The 25032-nt window shown below is 59.3% G+C and carries 15 protein-coding genes and 1 pseudogene; 4 read left to right on the plus strand and 12 right to left on the minus strand.

The window, feature by feature from the left end:
• Window positions 1-4: 4 nt before the first annotated feature.
• The 5 genes from AC5RW2_RS14045 to AC5RW2_RS14065 all read right to left on the minus strand — a co-directional run bounded on the left by AC5RW2_RS14045 (window position 5) and on the right by AC5RW2_RS14065 (window position 4881).
• Window positions 5-562, minus strand: a complete 558-nt coding sequence (locus AC5RW2_RS14045; protein ID WP_493963240.1) for a hypothetical protein — start codon at window positions 560-562, stop codon at window positions 5-7.
• A gap of 49 nt (window positions 563-611) precedes the next feature.
• A complete protein-coding gene (locus AC5RW2_RS14050; protein ID WP_493963241.1) occupies window positions 612-1652 on the minus strand; it encodes a ribonuclease HI in 1041 nt (346 codons plus the stop codon).
• Between the two features lie 102 nt (window positions 1653-1754).
• Entirely contained in the window at window positions 1755-2294 is a 540-nt protein-coding gene (locus AC5RW2_RS14055) for a TY-Chap domain-containing protein (protein WP_493963242.1), read from the minus strand.
• Window positions 2295-2428: 134 nt separating this feature from the next.
• The gene (locus tag AC5RW2_RS14060) at window positions 2429-3913 is read right to left on the minus strand and encodes an ADP-ribosylglycohydrolase family protein (protein WP_493963243.1); all 1485 of its coding nucleotides are present in this window, start codon (window positions 3911-3913) and stop codon (window positions 2429-2431) included.
• A 74-nt stretch (window positions 3914-3987) separates the two neighbouring features.
• The gene (locus AC5RW2_RS14065) at window positions 3988-4881 is read right to left on the minus strand and encodes an ARPP-1 family domain-containing protein (protein WP_493963244.1); all 894 of its coding nucleotides are present in this window, start codon (window positions 4879-4881) and stop codon (window positions 3988-3990) included.
• A 124-nt stretch (window positions 4882-5005) separates the two neighbouring features.
• On the opposite strand from AC5RW2_RS14065, the gene AC5RW2_RS14070 reads away from it, so the two are divergent.
• Both AC5RW2_RS14070 and AC5RW2_RS14075 read left to right on the plus strand, forming a co-directional pair.
• The gene (locus tag AC5RW2_RS14070; protein ID WP_493963245.1) at window positions 5006-5668 is read left to right on the plus strand and encodes an NUDIX hydrolase; all 663 of its coding nucleotides are present in this window, start codon (window positions 5006-5008) and stop codon (window positions 5666-5668) included.
• An 84-nt stretch (window positions 5669-5752) separates the two neighbouring features.
• A complete protein-coding gene (locus tag AC5RW2_RS14075; protein ID WP_493963246.1) occupies window positions 5753-6418 on the plus strand; it encodes a TY-Chap2 family putative peptide chaperone in 666 nt (221 codons plus the stop codon).
• A gap of 20 nt (window positions 6419-6438) precedes the next feature.
• Here AC5RW2_RS14075 and AC5RW2_RS14080 read toward each other — a convergent pair whose 3' ends face one another.
• The 7 genes and pseudogenes from AC5RW2_RS14080 to AC5RW2_RS14110 all read right to left on the minus strand — a co-directional run bounded on the left by AC5RW2_RS14080 (window position 6439) and on the right by AC5RW2_RS14110 (window position 17972).
• Window positions 6439-7989, minus strand: a complete 1551-nt coding sequence (locus tag AC5RW2_RS14080) for an SIR2 family NAD-dependent protein deacylase (protein ID WP_493963247.1) — start codon at window positions 7987-7989, stop codon at window positions 6439-6441.
• 235 nt (window positions 7990-8224) lie between these two features.
• Window positions 8225-9044, minus strand: a pseudogene (locus AC5RW2_RS14085) (ISL3 family transposase); the annotation flags it as partial.
• A 51-nt stretch (window positions 9045-9095) separates the two neighbouring features.
• Window positions 9096-11144, minus strand: a complete 2049-nt coding sequence (locus AC5RW2_RS14090; RefSeq protein ID WP_493963248.1) for an AIPR family protein — start codon at window positions 11142-11144, stop codon at window positions 9096-9098.
• Window positions 11141-12181, minus strand: a complete 1041-nt coding sequence (locus AC5RW2_RS14095) for a PD-(D/E)XK motif protein (RefSeq protein WP_493963249.1) — start codon at window positions 12179-12181, stop codon at window positions 11141-11143. Before AC5RW2_RS14095 ends, AC5RW2_RS14090 begins: the two co-directional genes overlap by 4 nt.
• Window positions 12150-14945 (minus strand): Z1 domain-containing protein, encoded by a 2796-nt coding sequence (locus tag AC5RW2_RS14100; RefSeq protein WP_493963250.1) that lies wholly within the window; start codon window positions 14943-14945, stop codon window positions 12150-12152. Before AC5RW2_RS14100 ends, AC5RW2_RS14095 begins: the two co-directional genes overlap by 32 nt.
• A gap of 26 nt (window positions 14946-14971) precedes the next feature.
• Window positions 14972-16462, minus strand: a complete 1491-nt coding sequence (locus tag AC5RW2_RS14105; protein ID WP_493963487.1) for an ATP-binding protein — start codon at window positions 16460-16462, stop codon at window positions 14972-14974.
• Between the two features lie 28 nt (window positions 16463-16490).
• Window positions 16491-17972 carry a DNA cytosine methyltransferase gene (locus tag AC5RW2_RS14110; protein ID WP_493963251.1) on the minus strand — a complete coding sequence of 494 codons (1482 nt, stop codon included), beginning with the start codon at window positions 17970-17972 and terminating at the stop codon, window positions 16491-16493.
• Window positions 17973-18531: 559 nt separating this feature from the next.
• Here AC5RW2_RS14110 and AC5RW2_RS14115 point away from each other — a divergent pair.
• Both AC5RW2_RS14115 and AC5RW2_RS14120 read left to right on the plus strand, forming a co-directional pair.
• Window positions 18532-18831: a DUF3427 domain-containing protein gene (locus AC5RW2_RS14115; protein ID WP_493963252.1), complete on the plus strand. Its 300-nt coding sequence runs from the start codon at window positions 18532-18534 to the stop codon at window positions 18829-18831.
• Between the two features lie 641 nt (window positions 18832-19472).
• Entirely contained in the window at window positions 19473-24968 is a 5496-nt protein-coding gene (locus AC5RW2_RS14120; protein WP_493963253.1) for a DUF3320 domain-containing protein, read from the plus strand.
• The last annotated feature ends 64 nt before the right edge of the window (window positions 24969-25032 follow it).

Genomic DNA, 25032 nt, shown 5'->3' on the forward strand with positions numbered 1-25032 from the left:
GAATTCAATGTTGCGATGGCCGCTCTGAACCTCTGTCCAGCGCGGTCCACACTGCGAAGGGCGAGACATCAAACCTGTATGCGATCTCCACTAAGCTGATGCCGTCCTGTCGCATGCTCGCCAGATGCGACAGATCCGGCAACTTCTCCTCGTCCCTCAGGAAGTACTCGTCGGTCTCGCCCATCTGGGTCCCGTATCCAGTGCTGCTGCGCCGTTCCACGCGCCACTGGTAATCACACTTCGGGTCCTGGCAGGCCCATTGAGGATCCTGACCGGGCGTGATGACACAACCAGCCATGACGGCTTTAGGTTCGGGATTCTCCGGATCTGGGATCCACATACCGAATCTGACCGGCCAGGCCTCATGGCCACACCGCGGACAAACTGTGGTCCCGTCCTTGGCCACCGACGCACGTTTTGTTTCAACAGCGGTCCAGGGTCCGAAGACCCCAAGCAGCTCCGCCTCTGAATAACCTAAAGCGGCGGAGACCCGGTCAAGCGAAACTCCTCGTAGCCGCAGCTCCTCCAGCATGAGCTTGTCTTCGTTCAGGTCAGAGCGCATGAATGTTCGTTCTCTTATAGGAAGGGCATCGTCGTAGCGCGCGACCTTGCTATGCGGCGAGCGCGAGGTGGGCCGTCTGCAGAACGGTCATGGCATCCTCCCTGACGCTCTGAGCAAGCCGGGCGATTTGGTCAAACGATAGTCCTGCCTCGTGAGCTCGTCGGGACAACACAGCCATGCGGTCGGCAATCGTGTTCAGTGGGTCCCCAGCATGTCCTTTGACCCAGCGGAAATCGACATCGGCATGCCTCGTCAACTCCAAAATGCGTTGGACCTCGTCGGTGCAGTGCCCGTTAGCCGAGGCTGGTTTGAAATGTGGATCGGTCACCATGCGCAGCGCCGTCTGGCTGTCGGAACTGACAACGACTGCGCTCCGACCATCCAATGTGCCGCTGTACGTATGCCGTGCTGCGGCCAAGCCCAAGCGGATTGCACGGAGTTCGCCTTCCAAGACATTTCCGCGCTCGATCGCCTTGTGCCCGAGAACGGGGGTAGCGCCACCTTCGAAACACAGCACCCAGCCATGGCCGACCCACCGGGTCTGCCTGCCCCGAGACGCGTCAGTGGCGATGTTGACAACCGAGAACAGCGACTCCACACGACGTGCAATTGCTTCGTCCAGGGCGCTGACCGCCTGAGGAGGCGGAAAGAAGGACGTCACTTCCAGACCAAGCGTGCGCAGCCGTTCGGCCACCTCGTCGTTTTCACAGAAGATGTCGACGGTGTCGCTGGCGCGAAGCTGGAGTACTCCGGCAAGCAGTTCATGGAACAGGAACACATAGTTCTCACCCGGCACGTGGGCGCCAATTGACCCGGAGCGGACGCTAAGAACGTCCATTCCTTTGGTCCGGATGGCTGCCCAGACATGATGCCCACGGCGGTACACGACCCGAACCGAGATTCCACTGCGGCTGGAGACCTGATCGGCGGCACAAATGAAGGGACGCGCCGGCGGGGCGGGTACCGGAAACCGGAGGGCGGACTGGCCGTCGTTATGCCCGTACCTTCCGTTCTCTTCGGGTGCCGGATCTGCCCCTGCAGGGCTCTCTTGACCGTCGTCTAACTCGAAGATGGCGTAGTTGTCGCTCATAGTTTCCCCCTCTGTCCGTGACCCGGCTGGCAGATGTTTGGCCGTTACCGACACGCTAAATGCTGCCTGTGACATTTTCGTTCCGACGGCATCGAGGGGTTTCTACACCGAGGGCGGCATCATGCCCGTATGCCAGCTCAACAGCCTCACATCGGGGCAACCTCGGCCATCCCGCAGCCCGGACAGCACTGCAACGGCGGTAGCTTGCGAACCAGTCCGCAGGCTGTGCCAGTTCGGGCAAGCCAAGTCCGGGGCGTCCCAACCCGCTTCTTTCAGCACATCGCCGTGCAGCGGCCACGTGTCGCCGGGCAGATAGTCGTTGGAGACAATTTCGCACCAGTAGCCTTCCTCATCCAACGCCACCTGGGCGTAAGGCGCTATGGCGTCATCGGTGGACTCTCCGTATTCGATCATCACGAAGTCACCGTCCTTGAGCCAACGGATCTCCTCAGCTATTAGGCCGACAACCTGCCCCCACCCGGTGCGGGTCACCGGCTCGGCGAAGAGCTCTCCGTCCTCCGCGTCGACTCGGACGGCACTGGCCGAAGCCGGAGGCTCGGCCTCAGGACGCAGCTGATCCTGGCGCAGCGGCCACATGACGTCGACCCCGGCCATATGGGCTTCACCGATGGCATATTCCACGCCGTCCAGCCAAGCGCGTCCCCTTCCGGTGTTGCTGGCACGGGCGAAGCAACCGCTGCAGAGGTAGTTTCGGAGGATTAGATGCTCCGGCCTCTCGCCCCCACAGTGCGGGCACATTGGGTCAGTGTTCGCCTTCATTCGGTCTCTCCGGAGAGCCGGCGAAGAACAGCCATGAATCCGGTGTTGGGGTTCGCCCGCGGGAGCACTTCCTTCACCTTCTCCAGCGACTGCAGCGGAGTCATCCCGGTAACCAAGGCCCCGTACAGTGCGGCGACTGTCGGAGTGCGGCTTTCCATCCGCACGCAGTGCAACAGCACCCGCTTGCCTTCAGACCGGAAGAGCGCGACGGCGGCCGCAGCCTCCTTAAGCACGAACTCCAGGTGGGCGTTCGCGGACGGATCGGCTTCATCCAGCAGCTGGAAGGTGGCATGGTCGGAGGCTTCTACCTGTGTTTCGCCGGTTCCTACCCGGGATAGGGAGACAACGGCGTCGTAGTCTTCCCGGGCCAGGGCGGGGGCGCCACCGAGGAGGACGCCGGGGTCCAGCGGGTGCTCCACCACCTCGGTCCGGGCGGAGTGGATCCAGCCGGAGTTGTCGAACACCTCCACGTCCGGCCAGCGACCCGGCGTCCTGCCCTCGCCGCGAGACAGCTGGTAGCCGATGCGCAGCAGGTCCCGCGCGTTGTATCCCGGCCAGCCGTGCAGGTGCCTGCGCCACTCGAACGGCACGGCGGTGTAGCCGTAGGCAGCGCCCAGCAGCCCGCCGGTGATCGCCGCCACGGTGTCTGTGTCGTTGCCGCCGCGGACCGCCTCCTCCAAGGCGGCACGAAGGTGAGCAGGTCCGGAAGCGGTGCCCGCCGTCGTCGTAATGGCAGACCACGCGCCTTGGAATGCCTCGACCACCCAACCGTTGCGGCTGAAGTCGCGCGGCCGGCTGCGCTCGGCCGTTTCGATGCGTTCGAGCCAGGTTCTCCGGCGGTCGGCAGGCAGCAAGGACAACCCGGCGCGGACATCCAGCTCGCCGGTGAGCACGGCGTGGCGGATGGCGACGCACCAGAGAGCGCACGCCTCGCCGGCCTCCGGATCGAAGTGGGTAAGCGAGCTCAACTCGGTAGCGGTGTCGAACAGATCCTGAGGAGTCGCGTTCAGGTAGGCCAGGGCCAGGGGGGCGGTGCGCATCAGCGAGCCATTGCCGGCGGAGCGGCCGGTATTCAGGTGCACCTGCTCGGCGGAGGCCAGCGCGTCCACCGCGTTCGGTGCAGTGCGGCCGGCGGCTGCGGCCAAGCGCCGGGCACCGCTCAAGGCGGACGACGTCATAGCGCCGACGTCCCGAGCATCTCGCGCCCATTCTGCCCAGCCGCGGACGATCGCGTCCTTGGCTGTTGCGTCGAGCGTATGCGCCGGGGCATCGAGCAGGGCCTCGGCGATCACCATTGCCATGGACGTGTCATCCGTCCACTCTGCCGGCTCGAAGCCGAAGGGGCCGCCACCGATCATGGCCACCGGGGTGCCATCCGGCATCGGGGCATCGAATTCGTAGCCGGCACCGAGGGCGTCGCCGGCGGCCTGGGCGATGAGCACGCCGGCGGCGCGGTCGTTTTGAGCAGAAGAAAGGTTCATGGGTGCCTCCAGTGGGAAGGTATCGGATGGGAAAGAAGCGGTGCAGGCGATACGGGTATTGCAGAAGGTGTGGGTCAACCGGCCATCATCGGGTGCCGTGTATCCCAGCCGCTCAGGTGTGCGAGGGCGGGTTGCTGGCCGAACTTGGGCTCCGCGGCGGTGATGCCGCTGACCGTCACCGGTCCCAGACTGTGGGCGAAGACGTGCGGCAGAGGCGGCAGCTGCACCTCCATCAGCCGAACCGCTAGGTCCCGGGCGGACTGCGCCGGCGTTCTGACGTCCGGTAGGGCGCCCGCAGTGAGCTGAATGTCCAGCCAAGCCGCCTCCACCATGGATCGGTAGTGGCTGCCAAACAGTTTGTGGCTGCCGAACAGCTCCAGCATCAGCGCCTTGCCGCCAAAACCGACGACGACGCCGCGTTGCCCGTCGATCGGCCGGGGCAGCCGGCCCAAATCTGGGCCTGCGCTCCGCGTGCCGGCGTCCAAGTGATGCACCAGTGAACCGGAATCGGACACCGTGTTCAGGCCCTGGTACCTGGCAACTCGTTCCCAGACCCGGCCCTGGGTTTCTGCGCCGCGGTCAGGCCGGTGCAGCTCGGCCCGGACATTAAGCGGCGCGCGGCGGGCGGAGCGGTTGTGAGCCGAAGCGCCGCCCCAACGCCCGTGTTCCACGCAGAAGGTATCCACGTCTCGCGTCTCGCCCGCCGCCAGGATAACGTCCCGGGCGCAAACCCGGTGTTGGTGTCCGCCCTCGAGCAGCTCGCCTTCGAGCAGCAGAACCGGCTTAGTGTCGCGGTTGGTGACGGTGAGCTTTCCAACTTGAGGGCCGGAAGCGAGCTCCATGACGTCCAAGTTCGCAGCCGCCCCGGTGGCCAAGCCGACGGTAGCGCGACCCTCCGCCCAGACCGGGAACAGTGTGAGCGGGCCGAGCCGGCTGCCGCTTCCGATGTGTAGCTGTCCAATCTTCATGCGATCCCCCTTCGCTTTCGTCCGGCCGCCCAGCTTCGGCTGTCGGCGCCATTATCTGTATTGCGCATTTCTGCGCTAAATCAAGAGTAGGCCCAGTTGGCCATTTAGCGCAAGAGTGCGTTTAATGTTTTCTGTGACCCCGCCCAAGAACGCCACGCCCCTGACCGCCTACCCACGCCCTTCTGTAGCAGTAGACACCGCAGTGCTGACAGTTTGGCGGGACGCACTTTGCGTCCTGGCCGTCGAGCACACCAAGGCGCCTGGCTTCGATTGGGCACTGCCGGGAACGTTCCTGCAGGAGGGGGAGCGGCTGGCAGAGGCAGTGCTGCGCTCCCTGCGGGACAAGGCAGGCATCAGCGGCCGCACTCCGAAGCAGCTGTACGTGTTCGACGACCCCGACCGCGACCCGCGCGGCCGAGTGCTGTCGGTGGCCCATGTGGACGTCGTGCCGTTCGAGCAACTGGAACCTGCGCTGCAAAACGACCGCGTGAAGCTATTTCCAGCTGACGACGGCGGTCCCGGACTCCCGTACGACCATCCAGCCATGGTTGCGAAGGCCGTGGAGTATGCACGCGCCGACTACGAGGGAGCACCCGACCCCGGAGGTCTGCTCCGCCTTCCCTTCACCCTGCGCGACCTTCGTCTGGTTCATGAGGCAGTCGCTGGCCGAGAACTCATGCGTGATACCTTCCGACGGTTCATGGAACCGCAGCTTGTACCCACTGGCGAGATGACGAGTAGCGGCCGTGGACGACCGTCGAGGTTATGGGTGCGGCGGTCAGAATGACATATTGCTGGCAAGATGGCAGTCGTGGATGGTGTTGCATGCGGAAGGAACCCTTCCTGCAGGCTCGGAAGGAGGCACGGCTAGGTGCTAGAAGAATTACCCATTGAGTTACGGCCGGTCCCGTATCGATACAAGAACGCGCTGTCCTGGCGAGTCGCAAGCGACCTGTGCCGCCGGGATCCCAGCCTGGTCGTGACTTTCCCAGAGGGCGGCTCGTCTGCATTTGCGAACTCTTTGATGATTGGCAAAGGACAGGAACTGTCCTATGAAATGCGTCGAATGGGTGGCGGAGTGGTGTCCCATGCTCGTGGCCTCAACATGCTGTCGTGGGAGAAGGCTTTTTCCTTCGCCAACCCCCGGGAGCTAGTGAAAGAGCTCGAAAAACTTGGAGGGGTCTACGTAGAGAAGACGCCGCCGACTTTACCTCGAGCCTTGGGTTACCGAGTCATCTCTGCTGTTCTCGACATACTGCTCACGGATCCGCGGGAATGGGACTGGTACCCCCGGTCGACCGGTTCATTGGAGAGACAAGGCGAGGGCCCCGCAGTTAGCATTACGGACTGGCAGCGATGGACTCCTGAGGACACTCGCTGGCATCTCCGCCGCGATGAGACGGATTTGGCGGAAATCGACTCGTACGGGTGGATCAGGACAAGGCGCTATTCAGGTCCGCTGCTGGCGCTTTACGACAGGCTGGATCGGAAGCTGGGCAGGGTAGTCAATGAGGTTCTTGGCGACGTCCTGCCGTGAGTTCTGGTCAGTCAGGGCATTCAACCGCCGAGTTCCCGAAGCATCTTGAGCAGTCGCATGCCGCCGCTGCTGTTAACCTCAGCAGCAGTTAGGCCGTGGGTCAGCCGAAGCAACTTCGTCCGCAATGACAGTTCTTCTTCGCTGAGAGCCTCCTCATACCCGTCGGCAAGTAAGTACGAATGACTATCGGTTGCGCGTGCTAGCAGGAGATCCAGAAATATCTCCAGCGTTCGCGCGGCCACTCCGACGTCGGTTCCCCTGCTCATCGGAATGAGTGTCAACTTGTCCTTCCAGGCTCGGTCGTCCAACGGGTCTCTGAACAGGGTGAGAGCAGTCGCCAGCTCAGGCTTGGCTTTCGATTCATCCGGCAGCGCCCGGCGGACATCGTGGACTATCTCGTGGAAATGGTCGTCTTCGAGACCGAAGCCCACGAACAACAGGTGGTGAGTGATCAGAGTGGCCTTGACCAACGCAGACAGTGCGTCCTTGCTTGTGCTGAACCCCAAGTAATCGTCCCGTGTGAGCACAATGGAATCGGGCCGCTTCGCAGACCCGTGCAGCTTGAGCAGCCAGCGGTCACTGACTGCGGCATCGTCGTCGGGAATGACTGTGCGTTCTAATCCGGCATCGCTGGAAGCCAGTTCGAAGAGCTCGTCGTAATTGAGAGTGATCGCCTGCTTGCTCGGGAGACTGGCCAGCAGCGCCGGGGCGAGGCCATAGCGCTCCAACCGAACCTCGGAGGCGATCGCTTCATTAAATGAGGGCCAGTCATCCTCTCTGCGTTCTTCATACAGCGTGCGCAGGATACCCGCCTGATCGAGAACATCGCGGTTCGTCAGGGCCTTTAGCTCGTTGTCGGACAAACCGATGAGAAGTGCTAGGCACCGGATGAGCTCCTTCCAGCCGGGGGCACCCGCGCTGATACTCACGCCGGCTCCCATGAACGGCACAAGCCTGCCGGCACGAGCATCCTGTGAGAGATCCTCCGCGTGGGCGTGCAACTCAGGTTCGAGTGACTTCCACCAGACCTTGCCGGTTCGCTTTCGCAGTTCCTGGGCAAGGGCGAAGTCGTTCTTGTTCCTGAGCACGAGAACGACGTCGACGCCGGCTTCGGCTGCGGCGCGGCGCGATTCTTCCAGCAGCAAGCCCAGTACTTCGCCACGCACTCGACCGGCTCCTCCGGCGCCAGTGCCGAACAGCGGAATGGCAAGCAGAGGGACGGGGCGTGCGGTCTCGACACTACCTCGCCGGGATCGAGCCCGGTCAGCGCCTACCTTGATGAACTCGCGCAAAGGCGGCACCAAATCTCGGGTTGATTCCATGCCATAAAGAGGCACAGCCGTCAGCACGGGCAATGGCCGTCCCAAGGGCCAAGCAGCCAAAGGAACCGCGAATATCGATCCAGCAGAAAACGCTTCGTTTTGGCTTGAAGCAACCGCGTCTTTCAGACCGGGGACATCCAGACACCAAGAAGGGCGAATGGAATACTCCCGGTCCGAGGGCAGCAGCCACGCATCGCAGGCAACGTTGGTGATGCTGCCCATGGTCACGAAGACGTGTGAATCAGTCATGATCGGTTTCTATCATGCGGCCTCGCTGTAATCAGGGACCGCCTACGAATGAAGGCTGGCCCTACGCTGCAGCTTCCTTGGTGGATAAAGCCCTTCCTCCGCTTTACCCACGACGCTCTAGGAGTACGAACATCGCGAGCCAGTCTCTAATATTGTCGGTTAGTTCAATTACCCTGGGTGGGTGAATGCATTTACTGGGGGAGTGTCAGCGGGATCCTTTACGAAGGTTTGTGGCTCATCGGAATCGGGAGTGTAGTCGAGGCCTGAATCCTCCGGCTTCAAGCAATGACCGAGCGATGTAATTGGTGAGGTTGCGGAATCCGAGGGCTGAGCCTCGCAGGTGCTCCAAGCGGCCATTGATGGCCTCAGTAGGACCGTTGCTGGTGCCGGGCCTGTCAAAGAACGCGAGCACGTCCGCGGCGCGGCGCTTCAACGTCCGGCCGAGCGTGATCAGCTCGGTGAGCGCGGCAGGAACCGAATGGCTGAGCGCATCGATCACCGCCTGCATCATCCGCTTGCCTTCCGTCTTGTCAGGCTCGCGGTAGGCGGCGACCATTCGTTGGTAGATACCCCAGGTCGCTTCGACCTCAACGTGCCGGTCGTCAGAGAACAGCCCTGTAAGCCGTTCCCGCTGCGGCTACGTCAGTAGTCCTGCACCGGTGTGCAGTGTTCTCCTGGATTTGTAGAGCGGATCAGGACTGCGGCCGCGGTGCCCGAGCGTTTGCTGCTGCACGCGCTGCCGGCAACGGTCTAGGGCGTCGCCGGCCAAGCGGACGACGTGGAAGGGATCCATCACCGGGGCCGCGTCGGGCAGCTCTTCGGCGGCCGGTCTTGAACCCGGTGAATCCGTCCACTGCCACGACTTCGATGCCGTCCCGCCACTGCCGTGGCCGGCCGGCCAGCCAATGCTTGAACACCTGCTTCGAGCGGCCCTCGACCATGTCCAGCAGCCGGGCGGTGCCGGTTCCCTCGCGTACCGGGGTCAGGTCGATGATCACGGTCACGTACTTGTCCCCGCGACGGGTGTGTCTCCAGACGTGCTCATCCACACCAATGCGTGACCGATTTGTGCTCGCGGCCGAACCGTAGCCGCAACAGGTCCCGCGTCATGAGGTGGCCAGTTGCAGATCAAAGCCAAGACGCGTTGCCTCTGCCAAGATCTTCTGTCCTTGGACGGCCTGCTTGATTGAGGGCTTCCTGTCGGATTCCAAAGCGCGGCCGATGCTGAAAGCGATCCCGCGCTGCCATGCTGCGAGGTTGTCCGTCTGTTTCGCCCACGTGGAAAGACTCTTCCATACCTCGCCCCTCACTGCGCAGACGACATTCATAGCTTCACTTTCCTCCGAGGACCGAGGCCCGGCGTCATCAGGCGTGGCCGCCGTCTTCTTGGCCCCGGTATCTCTTGCGGTGACGGATAGCAAAGAGTCGGGAGCGGTCCAGCCAATCTCTTGGACCGCCTCCCAGCATTCCTTCTTCTTCGCCCACTCGGTTACGTTCCGGGCCCCCGCGGTGCTAAGGATTCGCTCATGAACCAAGGGGGCTAGGTCCAGGATCGCTTGAAGAAGGTCCTCGGGAAGATCCTGCCGCTGCCAGAGCTTTGCCAAATCAATCCGCTGCGCGGTTCGGTTTGAGAGGAGAGCCAGAGTGTACGCGACGGTGGCCGCGCGGTAGCCGCCCAGCTGCAGCTTTGTTACGGCTGCCTCGGCCCTCCTCCAGAGGATTGCCTTCGCAACAACTCGACGGAAGTATTCCTGGTCGGGGATCAGGTTGGCGTTGGTTTCCCTCCGACGCTGCAGAAACTCATTAAAGTTCTTCTCGGCTCCCAGGCTCACCAGATACGGAAGCTGTGACCACGTGTTTTCGTACTTGGCGATATCGGTTTTCAGCAGCTTCTGATTTACGGGATGTTCGCTCTTGAACTTCCTTTGGGCTGCGGGTGTGCGCTCCCGAGCCACGGCATCCGCATACTGTCCCCGTGCGCGTTCAAAGAACCAGCGCGTCATGGTGTTGGTACCCTCAGCACTCGGCGCCCAAGTAACCCGTGAATGTTTCTCCAATTCAATGTGGAAGGCATCATTCGCGCTGAAGTCCGCCATTCTGACGGGGTTTTGAGAGTTCGAATATTCTGAAATTTTTGGTGCAAGGTCATCGCGAACTGCGTGGTCAACGACAGTAAGTTTTACCTGCACTTCGATTTTGTCCAAGCCAGTTTTGCCGCCTGACAGAGCATGATAGAGAGAAGCAGTTGTCTGTCCACCATTGACGATCTGGATGTCATGAAGTCTTGTGATGACTCGTCGTCCCTCGACGATCTCCGTTTCTACGCTGGACGCCGTCATTGAAAGACCGTTGTTGTAGGCAAGAAATCGACCTGGTTCGCTGCTGATCGTCGCTTGTATGCCCTTGTTGATCTTTCCCCTCGTCTGAAGGAAAGAACGCACGTTCAATTCCAGCAGCCTCGGCCCGTATTCGCTGTAGATGTCGGCCAATACCCGCCCTGGCACAACAGCCAGATAGGACTGATACTCGTCCTGCGATCCGTTGGGGCCTAAGAAAGGAAGACCATTGAGTCCAAATTCCAGCAAGTCAACTGATACGGGCTCTTGGGCGTTGCCTGAAGCGGACAGCTTCTGGATTCGTTCGATGTCCCAGATCTCTACGATCGTATCTATGTTTCGGATCGGGGCAACTACCGGCACAGCTGTTCTCAGTCGGGAGTTGCTTAGCACGACAAGGCGCAGCCTGCGGACTTTGGGCCAAACGGACTTGATCTCTGCCACGACGTCATGAAGTACCGTCGACTCGTCGATCTTGGAGCCGAGATCCATAGTCGCCCGAGTGGCAAATTCAGTGACCCGCTTGAGCACTGGTGTGAGTTCTGCTTTTGTCAGAGATGCGATGTCCGGGAGTGCCGAAAATTCCGTTCCGAAGATGCTCAGAAGCCCACGCTCTTCCTCCCAGTCATATCCAGACGTGTGCATCTTGGGAAGGCCATACATCGCCACGACCGGGTCCGCGGCTTCGCCCCCCTCGGTCAACAAGTCCATCACATACTGCGTGAACCCGTGCGCGAGAGTCTCGGGATTGCCTTCTTCCTCTGCCGCCATCCGCACAGATTGAAGCAGATCCGCATGGAACATGGAGAGCTGATTCATAGCTCATGGGCCCTTCTAATAGTCTCAATTGCCGCTTCGGGGTCCAGCGCCCACTCCTGACACGACTCGACATTCACCTTGTAGGAGACGTGGCTGACGCCAGCCGGGAGTTTCTGCTCTGTTATTCGCGGGAACGATCCGGCCACCCGGAACCAAGCCGCACTTCTGACAGTCATCCGATGGCCGTACTTGGCCCAGTGGGCGTCGGAATACCCGGAGCGGATTAGTTTGGCTTCGAACAATGCGGAAGCAGACTCGTGTCCGGCCAGGTGAGCGCGGACGTCTTCGATCTTCCCTGGTAGCGTTTGGCCCTCGCCCGCCTCACGAATATCTATCTTGTAGACGGCCAGGAGTAACTCTCCCACCAGGCCATCATCGAGCTGGCGCTCGTTCGCAATCGTGACCATTGCGGGGCCTGTGGACGAGACGGACTTCACTTCGACGCCCAGGCGGTCGTCGGCGAAGTCCTGCAGTGCACCCTCTGGCCCGTACCACGCGCGTGCGGCTGATTCCTCGCCAACGGCGGCGCACATCACGTCGATCAACACAGTCAATTCCGCAAAGAGGCCCGCCTGTTGGTTCAGGCTCAGACCATCGCGACTTACAGTAAAGAATTGCTTCCACAAATCGAGGCGACGGCAGACGGCCGCCAAGGCCTCGCTGGAGACGTCGTCGGCTAGTGTCCTCACGACATCCTCAATCAACGTCTCAAAGACGGACGACACTGCACCTCGCGACTCGGCTATCCGCAGTTCCGACCGGCCTGGACCGGACGCGGAAACCGCCGTATCGAGCCCATAGACGTCCGGAAGTCGTGCTGCGACGTACTCCACCGCTCCCGCCGCTTTAATGCTGAGTCCTCTCCTGCCGTGCTTTCCTCCTTCCCAGAACACTAGAACGTCGCGATCCGGAGCCGAAGCTAGGCGTCGCGTAAGAAACCCCGGGTACTCGGCTTCTGCTTCTAATGAAGACCAAAGGCGGTCAAGCCCAAGGTTGCCCACGTAGCTACTTTGAACTGGCATTCGAACCCTCATCATCAAAAAGTTCGTCCCAAAAAACAGAATTTACCTGATAGTCCACTGAAAGCCCGTTGTCACTCGCTGGGAACGAAACGGCGAAGCCTACGAATGGCACCGAGTTCTTCTCGAATCCGAAAGATTCAGGGTCAATCGGATAAATCATGAGGAATCCGTGGTCTTTGGACCTCAAGTGGCGTTCGGCAGCTGCCGTCGGTTTCTCTGGCTTCTTGGTTCCGGGTTTCGCTGCTCCGGATTCGAACCGGTCTACCGCCCACTTGAGCGCCTCGTCCCACGCCGACGACCCCTCTTTGAGAGGAAGGAGCACGTCACCTGGACTCACAAGACGCTTTATCGACCGTTTTCCATCAGTCTGTTCCTGCGGGAATGGACGACGTGTGTACAAGCCGAGCTCCCCCACCGCAGACGGGAAAGAGTTGTCCGCGTCCGTTCGATCGCCCAGCATGACCGTCCAGCGGGTAAGTTCAGAAGTTCTTGGTTCAAGACACTTCTCGATGTACTCGATCAGAGGCTGCGGCAAACCCCTGCCTGAATCTCTGTGACCCGAATACCCCCTGAGGAAATCTAGAACCGAATCTGCCGACACATCGTGCTGGACGTGTTTTCCTCGAGTATCAGTGGAAGGTCCGAAAACGTCACTGGCGAGCTGTTCCAGAGCGACCCAGTTTTGCTTTCGTACGCTGTCTCCAGTATCGAACAGCAAAGTCTCGCATTGAGTGGCGGCAAAGCTGACCTTCATCTTCTGGGAATGACGCGATTTATTTGCCGCGGTGACCATCAGGCCGTCGGGATGCTGCTGAATTCGCAATCCATATTGACGTGGTGTCCGGTTCAGCTGGCCCATCACTTCAAACTCCCGATACAACTTTGCGGCGGCATCGGTGATGCGGGAGTACCAAGTGATCAGTTGCGGAGTCGTGTAAATACGACACAGATCAAGGTAGCCAGGCCGATAGCCAAACCAGCGACCCATTTGCATGAGAGTGTCGTACATCTTGGATGCTCGAAGATAATACGAAACCATCAAGCCCTCGAGGGTGAGCCCGCGTGAGAGTTTGTCCCCTCCAATGGCGATTACTTTTAACCCGTTGGGGCGCTGAGAATACATCAGAGAGTCTTTGACCGACCCGTTCACGACTTGGATCTCAATCTCCGATAGCGTCTGGAGCAGCTCGCCCTCGACCTCGTGCCACACTGGAAGCGTCCGGCATTCGGCGGCGAGATCCTCGTTGACGAGCAGAATGTCGTTTACCTCGACAAAGTCCGTTAAATAGAGGTTCTTAAGCAGCGCCAGCGCGGATTCAGATTCCGCCTTCGCTTCAAATTCCACTGCAATCCGCAGGTCCTCGACGTATTCCTGCACCTGCCGAGCCACTTCCGCTTGAACGTCCTTGAACCTAGTGACATGCACAAGCATCGAGGAATGCTTGCTTCGCAAACCCCGCATGCGTTTCACGGTGCACGACAGCACAAATGATTGGATGGCCTCCTTCAGCGATTCCGGTAGTTCGTCATCTGGAATTTCGGTGGATTTGTGACCGTCTCTTAGCCAGTCCTCGTGATCCTGGATGCGCCTCAAGGTGGGCATTGCCTCGACGGTCTCTAGGCCGGCCTCGGTGTCTCCGTCTAGGCCGAAGAAGCGGATGGGGCCTGAATAGTTGGACGGCTCAGGTAAGCGAACAATGAAATGTTCCGGGAACAAGTCGAGACCAATATCGGTTCTGGCAGCATTGGGATCTATGTAAATATTGGCAAATGGAGTCGCTGTGTATGCCACATAAGCACTCTTCTCAAAGGTGTCGAGGATCTGCCGGATAAGTCCGTTGATGGTCGACGGATCGGTTTCATCCTCGGCTTCACCCGGTTTGGTGACCGTGTCAATGGATGCGTAGTCAGCCTCGTCATCCAAAACCAGCAGGGGAACACCTGGCACGACTTTTTTCCCTGTAGCCGGATCAACGATGTGCTGCAGGCCCGTTGCCCACTTGTAGACATTTCGAAGGATGGATGCATTCTTCTTGACGACCAGAACTGTTGGATCTCCGCCGATCGCCTGGTGGGCTTGCTTAGCAACTGTGAGTTTGAAGTCGCCGCTGGATTCGACCGTGGTCGAGCAGTTGATTAGGAGGTTCGGGCCAGACTTGAGGCCGACTCCTGTCTTGGAGCTCAGTCCAGAGCCGCTGAACGTCTCAGCGGTGTTGAAACCCAGCACCCCTTCGTTAATTCGCTGTTGAGTCTGGCTCCGAAGGCTGTCATGTGCGCCGGCCATCACAATAATGAGTTTGTAGCCGGCATCGATGGCCTTGTTGAGAAGGCCAACGTAGTTCGACGTCTTGCCGGATTGTACCTGCCCGGCGACAAGCCCTCGCCTCTCCCATCTCCCAGGGCGGAGAGGGTTTTCGAGTGACGCCAAGATCCGATCGGTAACCGCACCTATAGATTTGTCGAAGGCGTCGCTCGAACGCCCCTCGTCTTCGATCATGTAACGCCGGTATCGGTCCCAGAACTTCCACTCGATAGTCTCGCGGCGCTCCTCGAGCCACGGCACATGGCCTTTGGTGTTCGTCAACTCTCCTCCGCCGATCACATAAACGTTGAACTGCGTTTCAATGTCCCTGGCGATTTCTTCGGCGAGCGATGCCGTAAGGCCTCCAGGCATCTGTTTGGCCGGACCGTCGCAGAACAAAGCAACGGCTTCCCGAACCGCCGCTGCTGTAATCAACGTCCTCTGTCCTCGGAGGAGTTCGAGATGGGAGGTGGCCATTTTGGTGACGTAAGACCTAGCAGTTGTCATGAGTTCATGCTTTCTTGGAATGCGGCTACGATGCCTGGGTGCAGGGAGAAGGGTTCGGTTCTCGCTAATACGTCGAGAACTTGCTCGCCAGTTGCGCCGCTGGTGAGCATACGGTCAAAGGAGAACTGGAGAAGCTCCCGCAGGCCCCTCGTGTCCTCCTCAAACGGTTGCTGTGAGGATTCCAAGGAACTAGCCAAGTGGACGGCGATTTGGGTCAGCGGCACAGTTTCTTCAACAAATCGTAAAAGCTGCTCAATCTGCGCCGCATTGGCTGTGCCCGTCTCTAGGCATTGACGTACGACAGGGTTGTCGCGATTGACGCGATAGGAAATGTTACTGTCTCGGTCCTTGTGCTGCAGCCAAGCAAAGACAAACTTTTGAGACGAACGCGCGGCCTCCATCTTTCCCCGGAAACGGTAGACCTCCTGAGCTTTCGCTTTGGTTGCACGTCCTATCCTTTCGAGATCTCGCACGATTGATGCAGGCGGGCGTACCTGTGACTTCCTTACGTCGACCTGCCACATGTGGTCCAAAGCGACCGGTATATCTAGGGCTATGCGAGCAAGTTTGGAGTGTTCCTCCTTCATCCCGCCGACGCCCAACCAGCTGCCCGCAACGAGGAGTCGATCCTCTCGGTATACATAGAAGCCTTGGTGCGCGTTCCACCCGTGGACGCCCGCCGCCCTCCTGTGCTCTTCGCCCTCAAGTTTGCTCTTGTGCGGAAGGACGTAGGGGGTGACGCCTATGGCGTGCCCGTGCATCGGCAAAGTCTCCTTGCCGGGTGAGTATGTTGAGGCGTTATCCGTAAGGAATGGGTCCCAGGGTTGGACTTCAGATCCATTTACATAGATTGTCAGGCGTCGGGGAGATTCTAGGAAACGGTGGAATGTCATCGCCAGGTGGTGGGACACAGTGTCGGCAACTCTTAGGAACTGGACCTTGGTCATGTGGGATCCGGTTGCCGGATCTCCGATTAGGCGATCACATTTTGTCCATATGACCGCAGTTCCCGTTTCCGAAAAGGCAATGTCATCGAGCGCTTGACTTGGGAGCGAATTCCTCAAGCGCCATTCGCCCGTCTCTTGGACTTCATCGAGGTCCCAGCGGCGGACCGCGGCTTCCTTGCCCGTCGCGTTGGAGGTGACGACGGAGAACTCTCGAGCCTGAGCAATCGATGCCGTCTTCAGTCCCAGCCCAAAGCGGCCAAGGTCTCCTTTTTTGCGCTCCACGACTGGGCTCTGGCTTCCCAACCGCATCGCATCAACCAGTGCCTGCTCACTCATGCCCTCACCGTCGTCTTTGATGACGATGTAGGCGTCGCCATCATTCCACACAAACGCGATGTGAACGTTTTTGGCCTTTGCTGCGATGCTGTTATCCACCAAATCTGCGATGGACGTCTCTGGCGTATAACCAAACGCTCGAAGTGCTTCAAAAACAGGACTCGCTACGGGCTCGACGATATCCCATTCAGTGGCATGCATCATTGCAGTCACTCCCCCAAACTTTCTGATGCTAGTCGGTGACCAATTCTGAGACGATTTTGGCAATTTGGTGCGCCAGATAGGGCGGCACTGCGTTTCCTACCTGCGTGTACTGCTGAGTCCTGTTTCCAAGAAATATGTAGTTGTCGGGAAACGACTGGAGCCTGGCGGCTTCGCGTATAGACAGGCTCCGCATCTGGCAAGGATCCGGATGAATGTAATAGTGCCCGTCCTTGGCTATGTGAGACACAACGGTCGACGAGGGTTTGTCCCAGACTTGCACCTTGAACCGGTCCGCGAATGACTTTTTTTCGCTTCTGGCACTCTGATGATTCGGGGTGAGGCCCTCGGAAAAATCGGACAGGACCGGCGAACGTCCATGCTTCAGGGCGAAGGCGGAAGCGAAGAAATACCTCTGCAGGTCCGACGCCATGTGCCCCCGCGACACGTGACCAGCGAAGCCCCCCAGCTTGGCATCTTCTATCCAGGTGCGGTATTCAGCCACAGCGCCCTCCCCGGTGCTCGTTCTCAGAGCCGTGTGGAGGAAGTCGTTATTAAGTGGGCCCGGATCGTTTAAGTATGCGAGGGGAGCAATGCCGTCGTCTGCTAATGCGTCGTTGGCATCCGCGCGCAAGGCAGCCCACTTGGCCGCCGAATCGATTCCTTTCGAAATCCGCGAGCGGATCGAAGGCATATTGTGGATCGCGTCCCGCACGGTGACTTGAGTGTCAGCGCGTTCGAGCGTCCTCGGCTTTCGGTTGAGGTCCTTTCGGATGCCGAGAAGGATGACCCTGTGCCTCCGTTGAGGTACACCGAATTCTTCCGCTCTGATGATGAAGTCTTTGGGCTCCAGAGCCTCAGGCGGTCCGGACTTTGTAAGGGAATAGATCTCGTACTCCGCGTCGCCACCCACGTTGCGGAGGTCATCCAGAATGCGCTCGAACATGGGCTGCCCGCCGTGGGTTGACGATAGAAGCCCCTTCACGTTTTCCATGACGAAGACCGATGGTAGGAACGTCGAGATGATGTGGAGATATTCGCGGTAAAGAAAGTGTTTCTTGTCTTCCTCGAACGCCTCGTCATTGGCTCGCCGGGACCGCCCCACAAGCGAGTACGCCTGGCAGGGCGGGCCTCCGACGAGCACCCAGTTAGCCTGTCCTTGGAGCGCCTGCCTGATCAGAGCATCCGATTCGTCGCGGGTGTCTTCTCCAAGTTCGAGTTGATGCACGCGCCCGGAAGCCTGTTCCAAGGCGGCCCCCATATCGGGGTCGTCCCACAGAGCCTGGTGGTCGACCTCGCCGCGAGCGAAGCGGTAATAGATATTCGGAACCCGACCTCGCCTGTCCAAGTCCCGGAAGGCATGGCGGAGGGTCAGCGTCGAGTGAGCAGAGGATTCCATTTCAATGGCCGTGACGGACTCAAAAACGTTACCGCTCTTGCCCTGCAGAGCTCCGAAGCCTTCGCCAAGGCCGCCGGGCCCGGCAAAAATATCGACGATGGGTACCGTTCCCAACAGAAAATCCTCCAGAGTCCGGACAACGATCCTACGGATCGCACGTATACGCGATGGCCCTTCAGCCAGCCAGATAAATCTACTACGAGCCACTGACATAACTACGCCATCCACCGCGACTTGCCGTAACATCGCAACCCGATGCGAGCAAGCACACGTTAGGGTCGACGCGTGGTGAAGGTTCAGACAGTGACTCGAAGCACAAGCGGCATCCAGCCGCATAAGACTGAGTCAATATGTACGTTTCAAACAGTCTCAGGCGTGGACGGAGAAGTCCTCCTACACATTGAACGTATGGATCCGCGGAACGAGCGATGCCTGGGAAAGCGAGCCAGCAGATTCAGTTCACCGAATCGGGCGCCCAGGACCTGCTAGAGGCGAAACGTCCCGCGGGCTCCTCGGCCACAATCGAAACCCGGTGGTTGCCGCCACGGGCACTTGCCAAGCTCGGAGTCCGTAACGCGGAGCACCGCGAGGGTGTGGCGTGGAGCTCTGAGACGGCCACGGATGGGTTCTTCGTCACACTGAATCAGGACGAAAAGATGCACGCCGCTACACCATGTACCGGGATTACGCGCTGAGCGAGAACCTCTTCCACTGGGAGTCTCAGAACACGACGTCCACGACGAGTCCTGTCAGCCGACGCTACCTTGACCGCAAAGCGCACGGTTCGCAAGTCGTTCTGTTCACTCGGGACCGTGCGAAGGATGACTCTGGAATGACCCTGCCCTACACATGTCTGGGTCAAGTCGACTATGTGCAGCACTCGGGGGACAAGCCAATTGGAATTACTTGGCGTAGATCATTCGCGCGGCCAATATTGAGCTCATGCGAAACTTCAACGATAGTCGCAAGCTGATTTTTGGTTGCACGGTTGGGGGCCATTGAACCGCCTCGATGGCAAGCGTGCCATCTTTCGGACCGAGAGTGGGAGAAGCATATGCGTGGCGGAGGTGGCAAGAAAGCGGAGCTCTAAATTTGAACTGACGATATACATCACCGGTTATTTCAGCTGCACCGCGGCGAAAAATGCGCTTAGGCGCATGGCTTTGATCGTGTTCAGAGTACTAAGAAGCCGGTCCTGCCAAAATTGTATCTCGCTAGTGGAAGCGAGGCTTCGGTCGTACTCCTCCCTTGTGACGGCGCCGATTAGAGTCTCAGGTGGATACGTAGTTCGTGGGCGACATGCCGAGTTGCTTCCATAACGCTCATTCCTGAGCTCACGAACTCAAGCACACAGCCCGCGGCCTTCTGCAAAATCTTCGCGTTTACGGTGCCGTGAGTGCGCATCCGCCCGCCCTTCGTTGTTTGGGACCTGATTCTGCAGGTACCTATGCCGGCGTAAATCAACGCTGTTCTTCCGCGGAGCCCAAATCGGGCCAGTGGATCTTACCAAGACCACCTTGGTCGACACGTTTCCGTAAAGCTCCGAGGAAAAGTCGCTCCGCCCAGGTAGGATTTACAAGGATATTTGTACGTACTGTTGGGGGATATGCAGTGGTGTCTGCGCCTAGTGCTCGGCTGAACGGTGAGTCACGCAAGAAGCTTCTTGCTCAAATGAGGTCTTGGCGTGAGGACCTGCTTTCGATCGACCGGCGTCAGAAACTTGTCTACTTCCAGCATCCGAAGAGCGGCTCGTTCGAGATCGTAGAGCCAGGGATGTTATCTGTAGAGCGGCTCATCCGTGCCGGGGACGTTCATCTGTTGGCTGAGGAATCAGACGAGGACGATGTGCTTAGCGCAGCGGACCTAGGTCTCCCGTCAGTTGACGAAAACCGAGTCCTTAGGGTCAGGAACAAGACGAACCAGCAGATCCTCGCCACCTGCAAGCGCCTGTATCAACGCTCAGAACAGGAGTACGCGGACAAGGGCATTTGGATCCTCTACATCGGTCTCGGAATGCTCAACTGGTCTGATCCAGCGGATGGCAAGAAAGTAAGCAGCCCACTGCTCATGGTTCCTGTCCGCTTAACTAAGGCTGGCCAAGTTTACGTTCTTGGGCCGACTGATGATGAGCCGTTCCTGAACTCTGCGCTGGCTCTGAAGCTGCAGCGAGACTTCGGCATTGAATTGCCCGACTTCGACGACGATGACGTATCGATAGTGGATATCTCTCAGCGGGTGCTGCAAGCTGTTAGCGTGCAGCCGACCTGGACGGTTGAACCACGCGTCATCATGATGCCGTTCAGCTTCCACAAAGAGGCGATGTACAAAGACTTAGAGCAAAACGAAGCGTCGATCATCAGCAACGATCTGATCCAGACGTTGTCCCTAGGCCCCGATGCGCCGAACGCTGCTAGCTTCTCGTACGAGCCGCCCACGGATGAAGAGCTGGATACGATCACCGTCCCTGAATCGCTTCACAGCATTCTTGATGCCGACGGTAGCCAGCGCCGCTGCATCATTGCTGCGCGAGACGGCAAGAGTTTTGTGATGGATGGACCTCCTGGGACGGGCAAGAGTCAGACGATCGCGAACATTATTGCTGAGTTGATGGCTACCAATAAAACCGTGCTGTTCGTGTCGGAGAAGGCTGCGGCCCTGGACGTCGTACGTGACCGACTTGCCGACCGCAACTTGGATCCCTTCCTGTTGGAACTCCACAGCCATAAAGCTACGCGGAAGCAAGTTGTGCAGACGCTTCACGCCGAGCTGGTGAAGAAGCCGGTTGCACGAAGTTCATTTGGGTCGTTGGAACGGAACCGTTTGGGACGCACCCGGACGGACCTGACCGACTACTCACAAGCAATGAACGAGATTAGACGTCCACTGGGGAGGTCCCTTCATGACGTGCTTGGGAGATTGTCCCAACTGACCGCCGCTGAAAACTACCCCACCGGAGACAAAGATTCGCTTTCCAACATTGGTGCCGAACAGCTGGCAGCGGTTTTGGAGGAGGCCACTCAACTGGCATCGGTCTGGCGGCCGGCCGAAGAGGGGGAGGCGTTTTTATGGCGCGGATTGCGTGGGGACTCTATGTCGATGAGCGACAGGAAGAGCGCGCAGGAGTCAGCTAGCGCGGCCGCAGAGGCCGTCCGAAGCGTCGTCGCAGGGGCCGAGTTCTTCGATTCCCAGCTCCCGTTCATTGAGCTTGAGATGAACAACGACGGAATTCGGCGCAGGTTGGAAGTGCTCAGGACCTATGGAGTCGGTCGCAAGGTGCCGGCATCGTGGTGGATCGTGAACAGCCTGGCCCAGCTGGATCAGCGAGTAGTCGAACTGCGGCGGCTGGCGGACGAGCGTGCTGAGCTAATCCGTGAGATCGAGGCAGTATTTGGCACCGCATGGGACCTTGACGATCAGAATTTGGCTGCATCGCTGAAAGAGGCCATCGACGAAGACCCTCTGGCATTCCCAGGGCCGCTTTCAACGATGCCGATGGCAGCCATTGGATTGGCGGAAGCCGGGCTCGCGGAGCTACTGGCTGCCTTTGTTCGGCTTAAGTCGCGCGCTGAGGATCTGAGCCATTTTTTCCAAGTGGATCCGGCTTCGATCTCCATGAGTCGGCTGAATGCTCTGATCGCCTTGGCCCGACTATCGCAGTCCGGCAACCTGCCCGAGGCCAACTGGTTGAACCCGAGCGTTCAGGGAGCGCTTGACGAGAGCGCACGCGTGTTGGACAAGCTCACTGCGATGGTTCGTGAGCGGGAAGAGGCCCTGCAGACAGTCTTTAAGCCTGAGGTCCTGCAACTCGACCTAGTGGGGCTCAGGGTCCGTTATACCGAGCGCAAGGGCCTGCGGGTCTGGAGCAAGCAGGCTCGGGAAGACAAGAAGACACTGCGGGCAGTCACTCAAAGTGGTGCGGTGAACAAGGACATCATCGCGAAGCTTGACGAAGCCCTGGGCTGGCAACAGGCTCAAAAGGACTTGGCGGACGGTGAAACGGAATTTTCACCCCGGCTGGGTCAGTACTACCAAGGCACCCGGACTGACTTTGGCAGATTGGGTGCAGCGCTCGAAGTTGCCCGTGAAGCCATTCGCTTGGCAGGCCAAGAGGTCGCACCCGGTGCCCTGGCCGTTCAGTTAGCACGAAACGGCGAGCCGGCCTTTGGGCTGCTGCCGGCGGCGGACAAAGCCCAGTCAGAGCTCCAATCCGTGACCGAAATGGTTCACGCGCTGCTTGGGTCAGACTACGGGCTCATGCTCACCGGGCTTTCCCTGCCAGAAGCGATTTCCCGTCTCGAGCAGGTTGCGAAACACCTGGCTCAATCTTCGAACCAGCGCGTTCGTTTGGAAACGATCGGGGGTGCAACCCTCCGGCTTGAGGACGGTCTTGGCTCTGTAACGCGTATCGGCCAGCTCTATGAATTGGAGCAGTCGGTACACCGGGATACTCCCTCTGATGAACGGCTTATCGGAGAGCGATACCAAGGCTTCCAGACGGACTGGACTGAACTGGATGCCGACCGCCAGTGGTGCAGAGAGGTACGAAGGGCTCTCGGGGCACCTTTGGACGCCTCCGCCATTCCCTACCTTGAGGAATTCCAAACACCGGACCACTCACTTGCCGAATTCGACGTTCGGTGGCGGGGAACGAAGCAAACGCTGCTCAATTTTTTCGACGAGTCCCAGAGCGCTGAGCTGTCTGCATCGCTGGATTCATCCTTGGCCTCGGCTGACGCACTTCTGGAAGACATGGTGGCTTCAGCCGGAACGGATATCGATATCTGGTTTGAATTCAACCGACTGATGAGAAATCTGTCGGATCAGGGCGTCTCTGCCACCCTCTCGGCGTTGGAGGACAAGGGCGTGCCCGCCGAAGAGGTGCGCATCGCCGTCGAACGGGCTTGCCTCGAACCTTGGGCTGAGGCAGCAATCGCCAAGGACAAGCGGTTGAAAACCTATCGCACGGATAGTCGCGAACAGCTGGTGGCAACGTTCCAGGACTTGGACCGGCGGTTGATCCAAGATTCTTTCAGCTCAGTGGTGGAAGCATGTGCAGCCCGGCGTCCGCGGTCGAACGCCGGGCCCGCCTCGATCATTACCAACGAAGCCAACAAGAAGACGCGACACAAGCCGATCCGGCGTCTACTGGCGGAAGCGGGCGGTCTAGCCCAAGCGTTGAAGCCATGTTTTATGATGAGCCCGTTGTCGGTGTCGCAGTATTTGCCCTCAGAACTGAGATTCGACGTCGTCATATTCGACGAGGCATCTCAGGTGATGCCGGCGGATGCAGTTAACTGCATCTACCGTGGCAAGCAGCTGATTGTGGCGGGCGACCAAAAGCAGCTTCCTCCCACGAGTTTCTTCTCAACCGGCGACGTAGATGCAGAGGACGACGAAGCCCCCGATGACTTCGATAGCGTCCTTGACCTATGTAAAGCATCCGGATCGCTGCCGTCGCTGCCGTTGACCTGGCACTATCGGAGCCGACACGAGGACCTGATCACTTATTCGAACTATCGCTTCTATAAGGGCAAACTCAACACCTTCCCTGGGGCTATGCAGGAGTCCGGCGACCTCGGTGTACATCACGAGTACGTCGCCAACGGCGTCTACCGCCGCGGTGGTGACCGCTCGAACCCCCTCGAGGCCGAAAGGGTTGTCGACAGGATCTTGGAGCATCGCCGCACCAACTCCGGCCTGTCCCTTGGAGTAGTGACGTTCTCGCAGGCACAAGCCGATGCGGTTTCTGTGGCGATCGAGCGACGTGCGGAATCGGAGCACCTACTGCGCGGGTTGATGGAGGACCACGATCGCTTGCAGGGATTCTTCGTCAAGAACCTTGAATCCGTCCAGGGAGACGAGCGCGACATCATCATTTTCAGCGTCGGATACGGTCCAGATGAGAATGGCAAATTCACCATGATGTTCGGACCGCTGACGAAAAAAGGCGGTGAACGTAGGCTGAATGTTGCCATCACCCGCGCCCGCCGTCGCGTGGAAATTGTCAGCTCCTTCCGTGCTGGGCAGATGCAAGAAACCGGATCCGAGGGTAACAGGCACCTGAAGAACTACCTCGACTTCGCCGAGCGGGGCCACGCGGCCTTGGCGGAGGATGTGTCGGGGTCGGTGGGCGATGTTGAAAGCCCATTCGAAGAAGAGGTCGTCAGTACCATTCGCTCATGGGGCTACAGCGCAGTGCCGCAGGTTGGATCCGCGGGATACCGGATCGACATCGGCATCCCGCACCCTGATCAGCCGGGAAGGTACGTTCTTGGCGTCGAGTGTGATGGTGCTGCCTACCACTCGGCTAAGACGGCGCGCGACCGAGACAGACTGCGCGAGTCGGTGCTGCGTGGTCTTGGCTGGGACATCCATAGGATTTGGGGCATTAGCTGGTACCGGGACAGGGCCACCCAGGAGCAGCGGTTGAAGTCGGCCATCGAGCAGGCCGTTCGAACGGCCGACGCGCCCGCCGTGGCACCGCCCGCAGTGGAGCATGCGGTCGCGCGTCAGGAAATGGACTTCCAAGAAATCGACCTTGAAGCAGCGCCTGATTGGACCGTTCCTTACCGGAAGTTCAGTCAGCGGAGCAGATGGTACTCCTACGAACCCGGTAAACCTGAGGCATTGCCTGACCTGATCGCCTACTGCGCGGCAGTGCTAGGCGTGGAGGCCCCTATGCATATGGACACCGTATTGGAACGGGTCAAGGCCGACTGGGGAGTCGGGCGTGCGGGGTCATTGATTCAGAAAAACGTAAAGCAGGCCCTAACGATGGCCAGGGTCAACGGGGTACGCGCCAAAGTCTATTCGGATGGCTTCGTTCGGGTGCCCAATGAAGCACCAGTTGCGGTTCGCGTCCCGGGAGACGACGGAGACGTCCGCAAGGTTGCCGTCATCCCGCCGGAAGAGATCGAAGAAGCGGTTGTAGGGGTAGTTGGAGATGCGGTTTTTGCCAACGAGGAACAAATTCGACAGTCCGTGCGCGAAGTGTTCGGCTGGAACCGATCAGGCTCTGACATACAAGCAGCTGTGCAGAAGGCTCTCTTTCAGGTCGTCAAGAAGCACCGGTGCGTCAAAGACGACAACGGTAACTATTTCGTCGCCTAGTTAGGCATCATGCATTCGCCCAGCCACGAAAGTGTCTGCGGTAGCGGTTAGGGTGCAATCGTAA

The sequence above is a fragment of the Arthrobacter sp. B0316-1-20 genome (assembly GCF_059091865.1).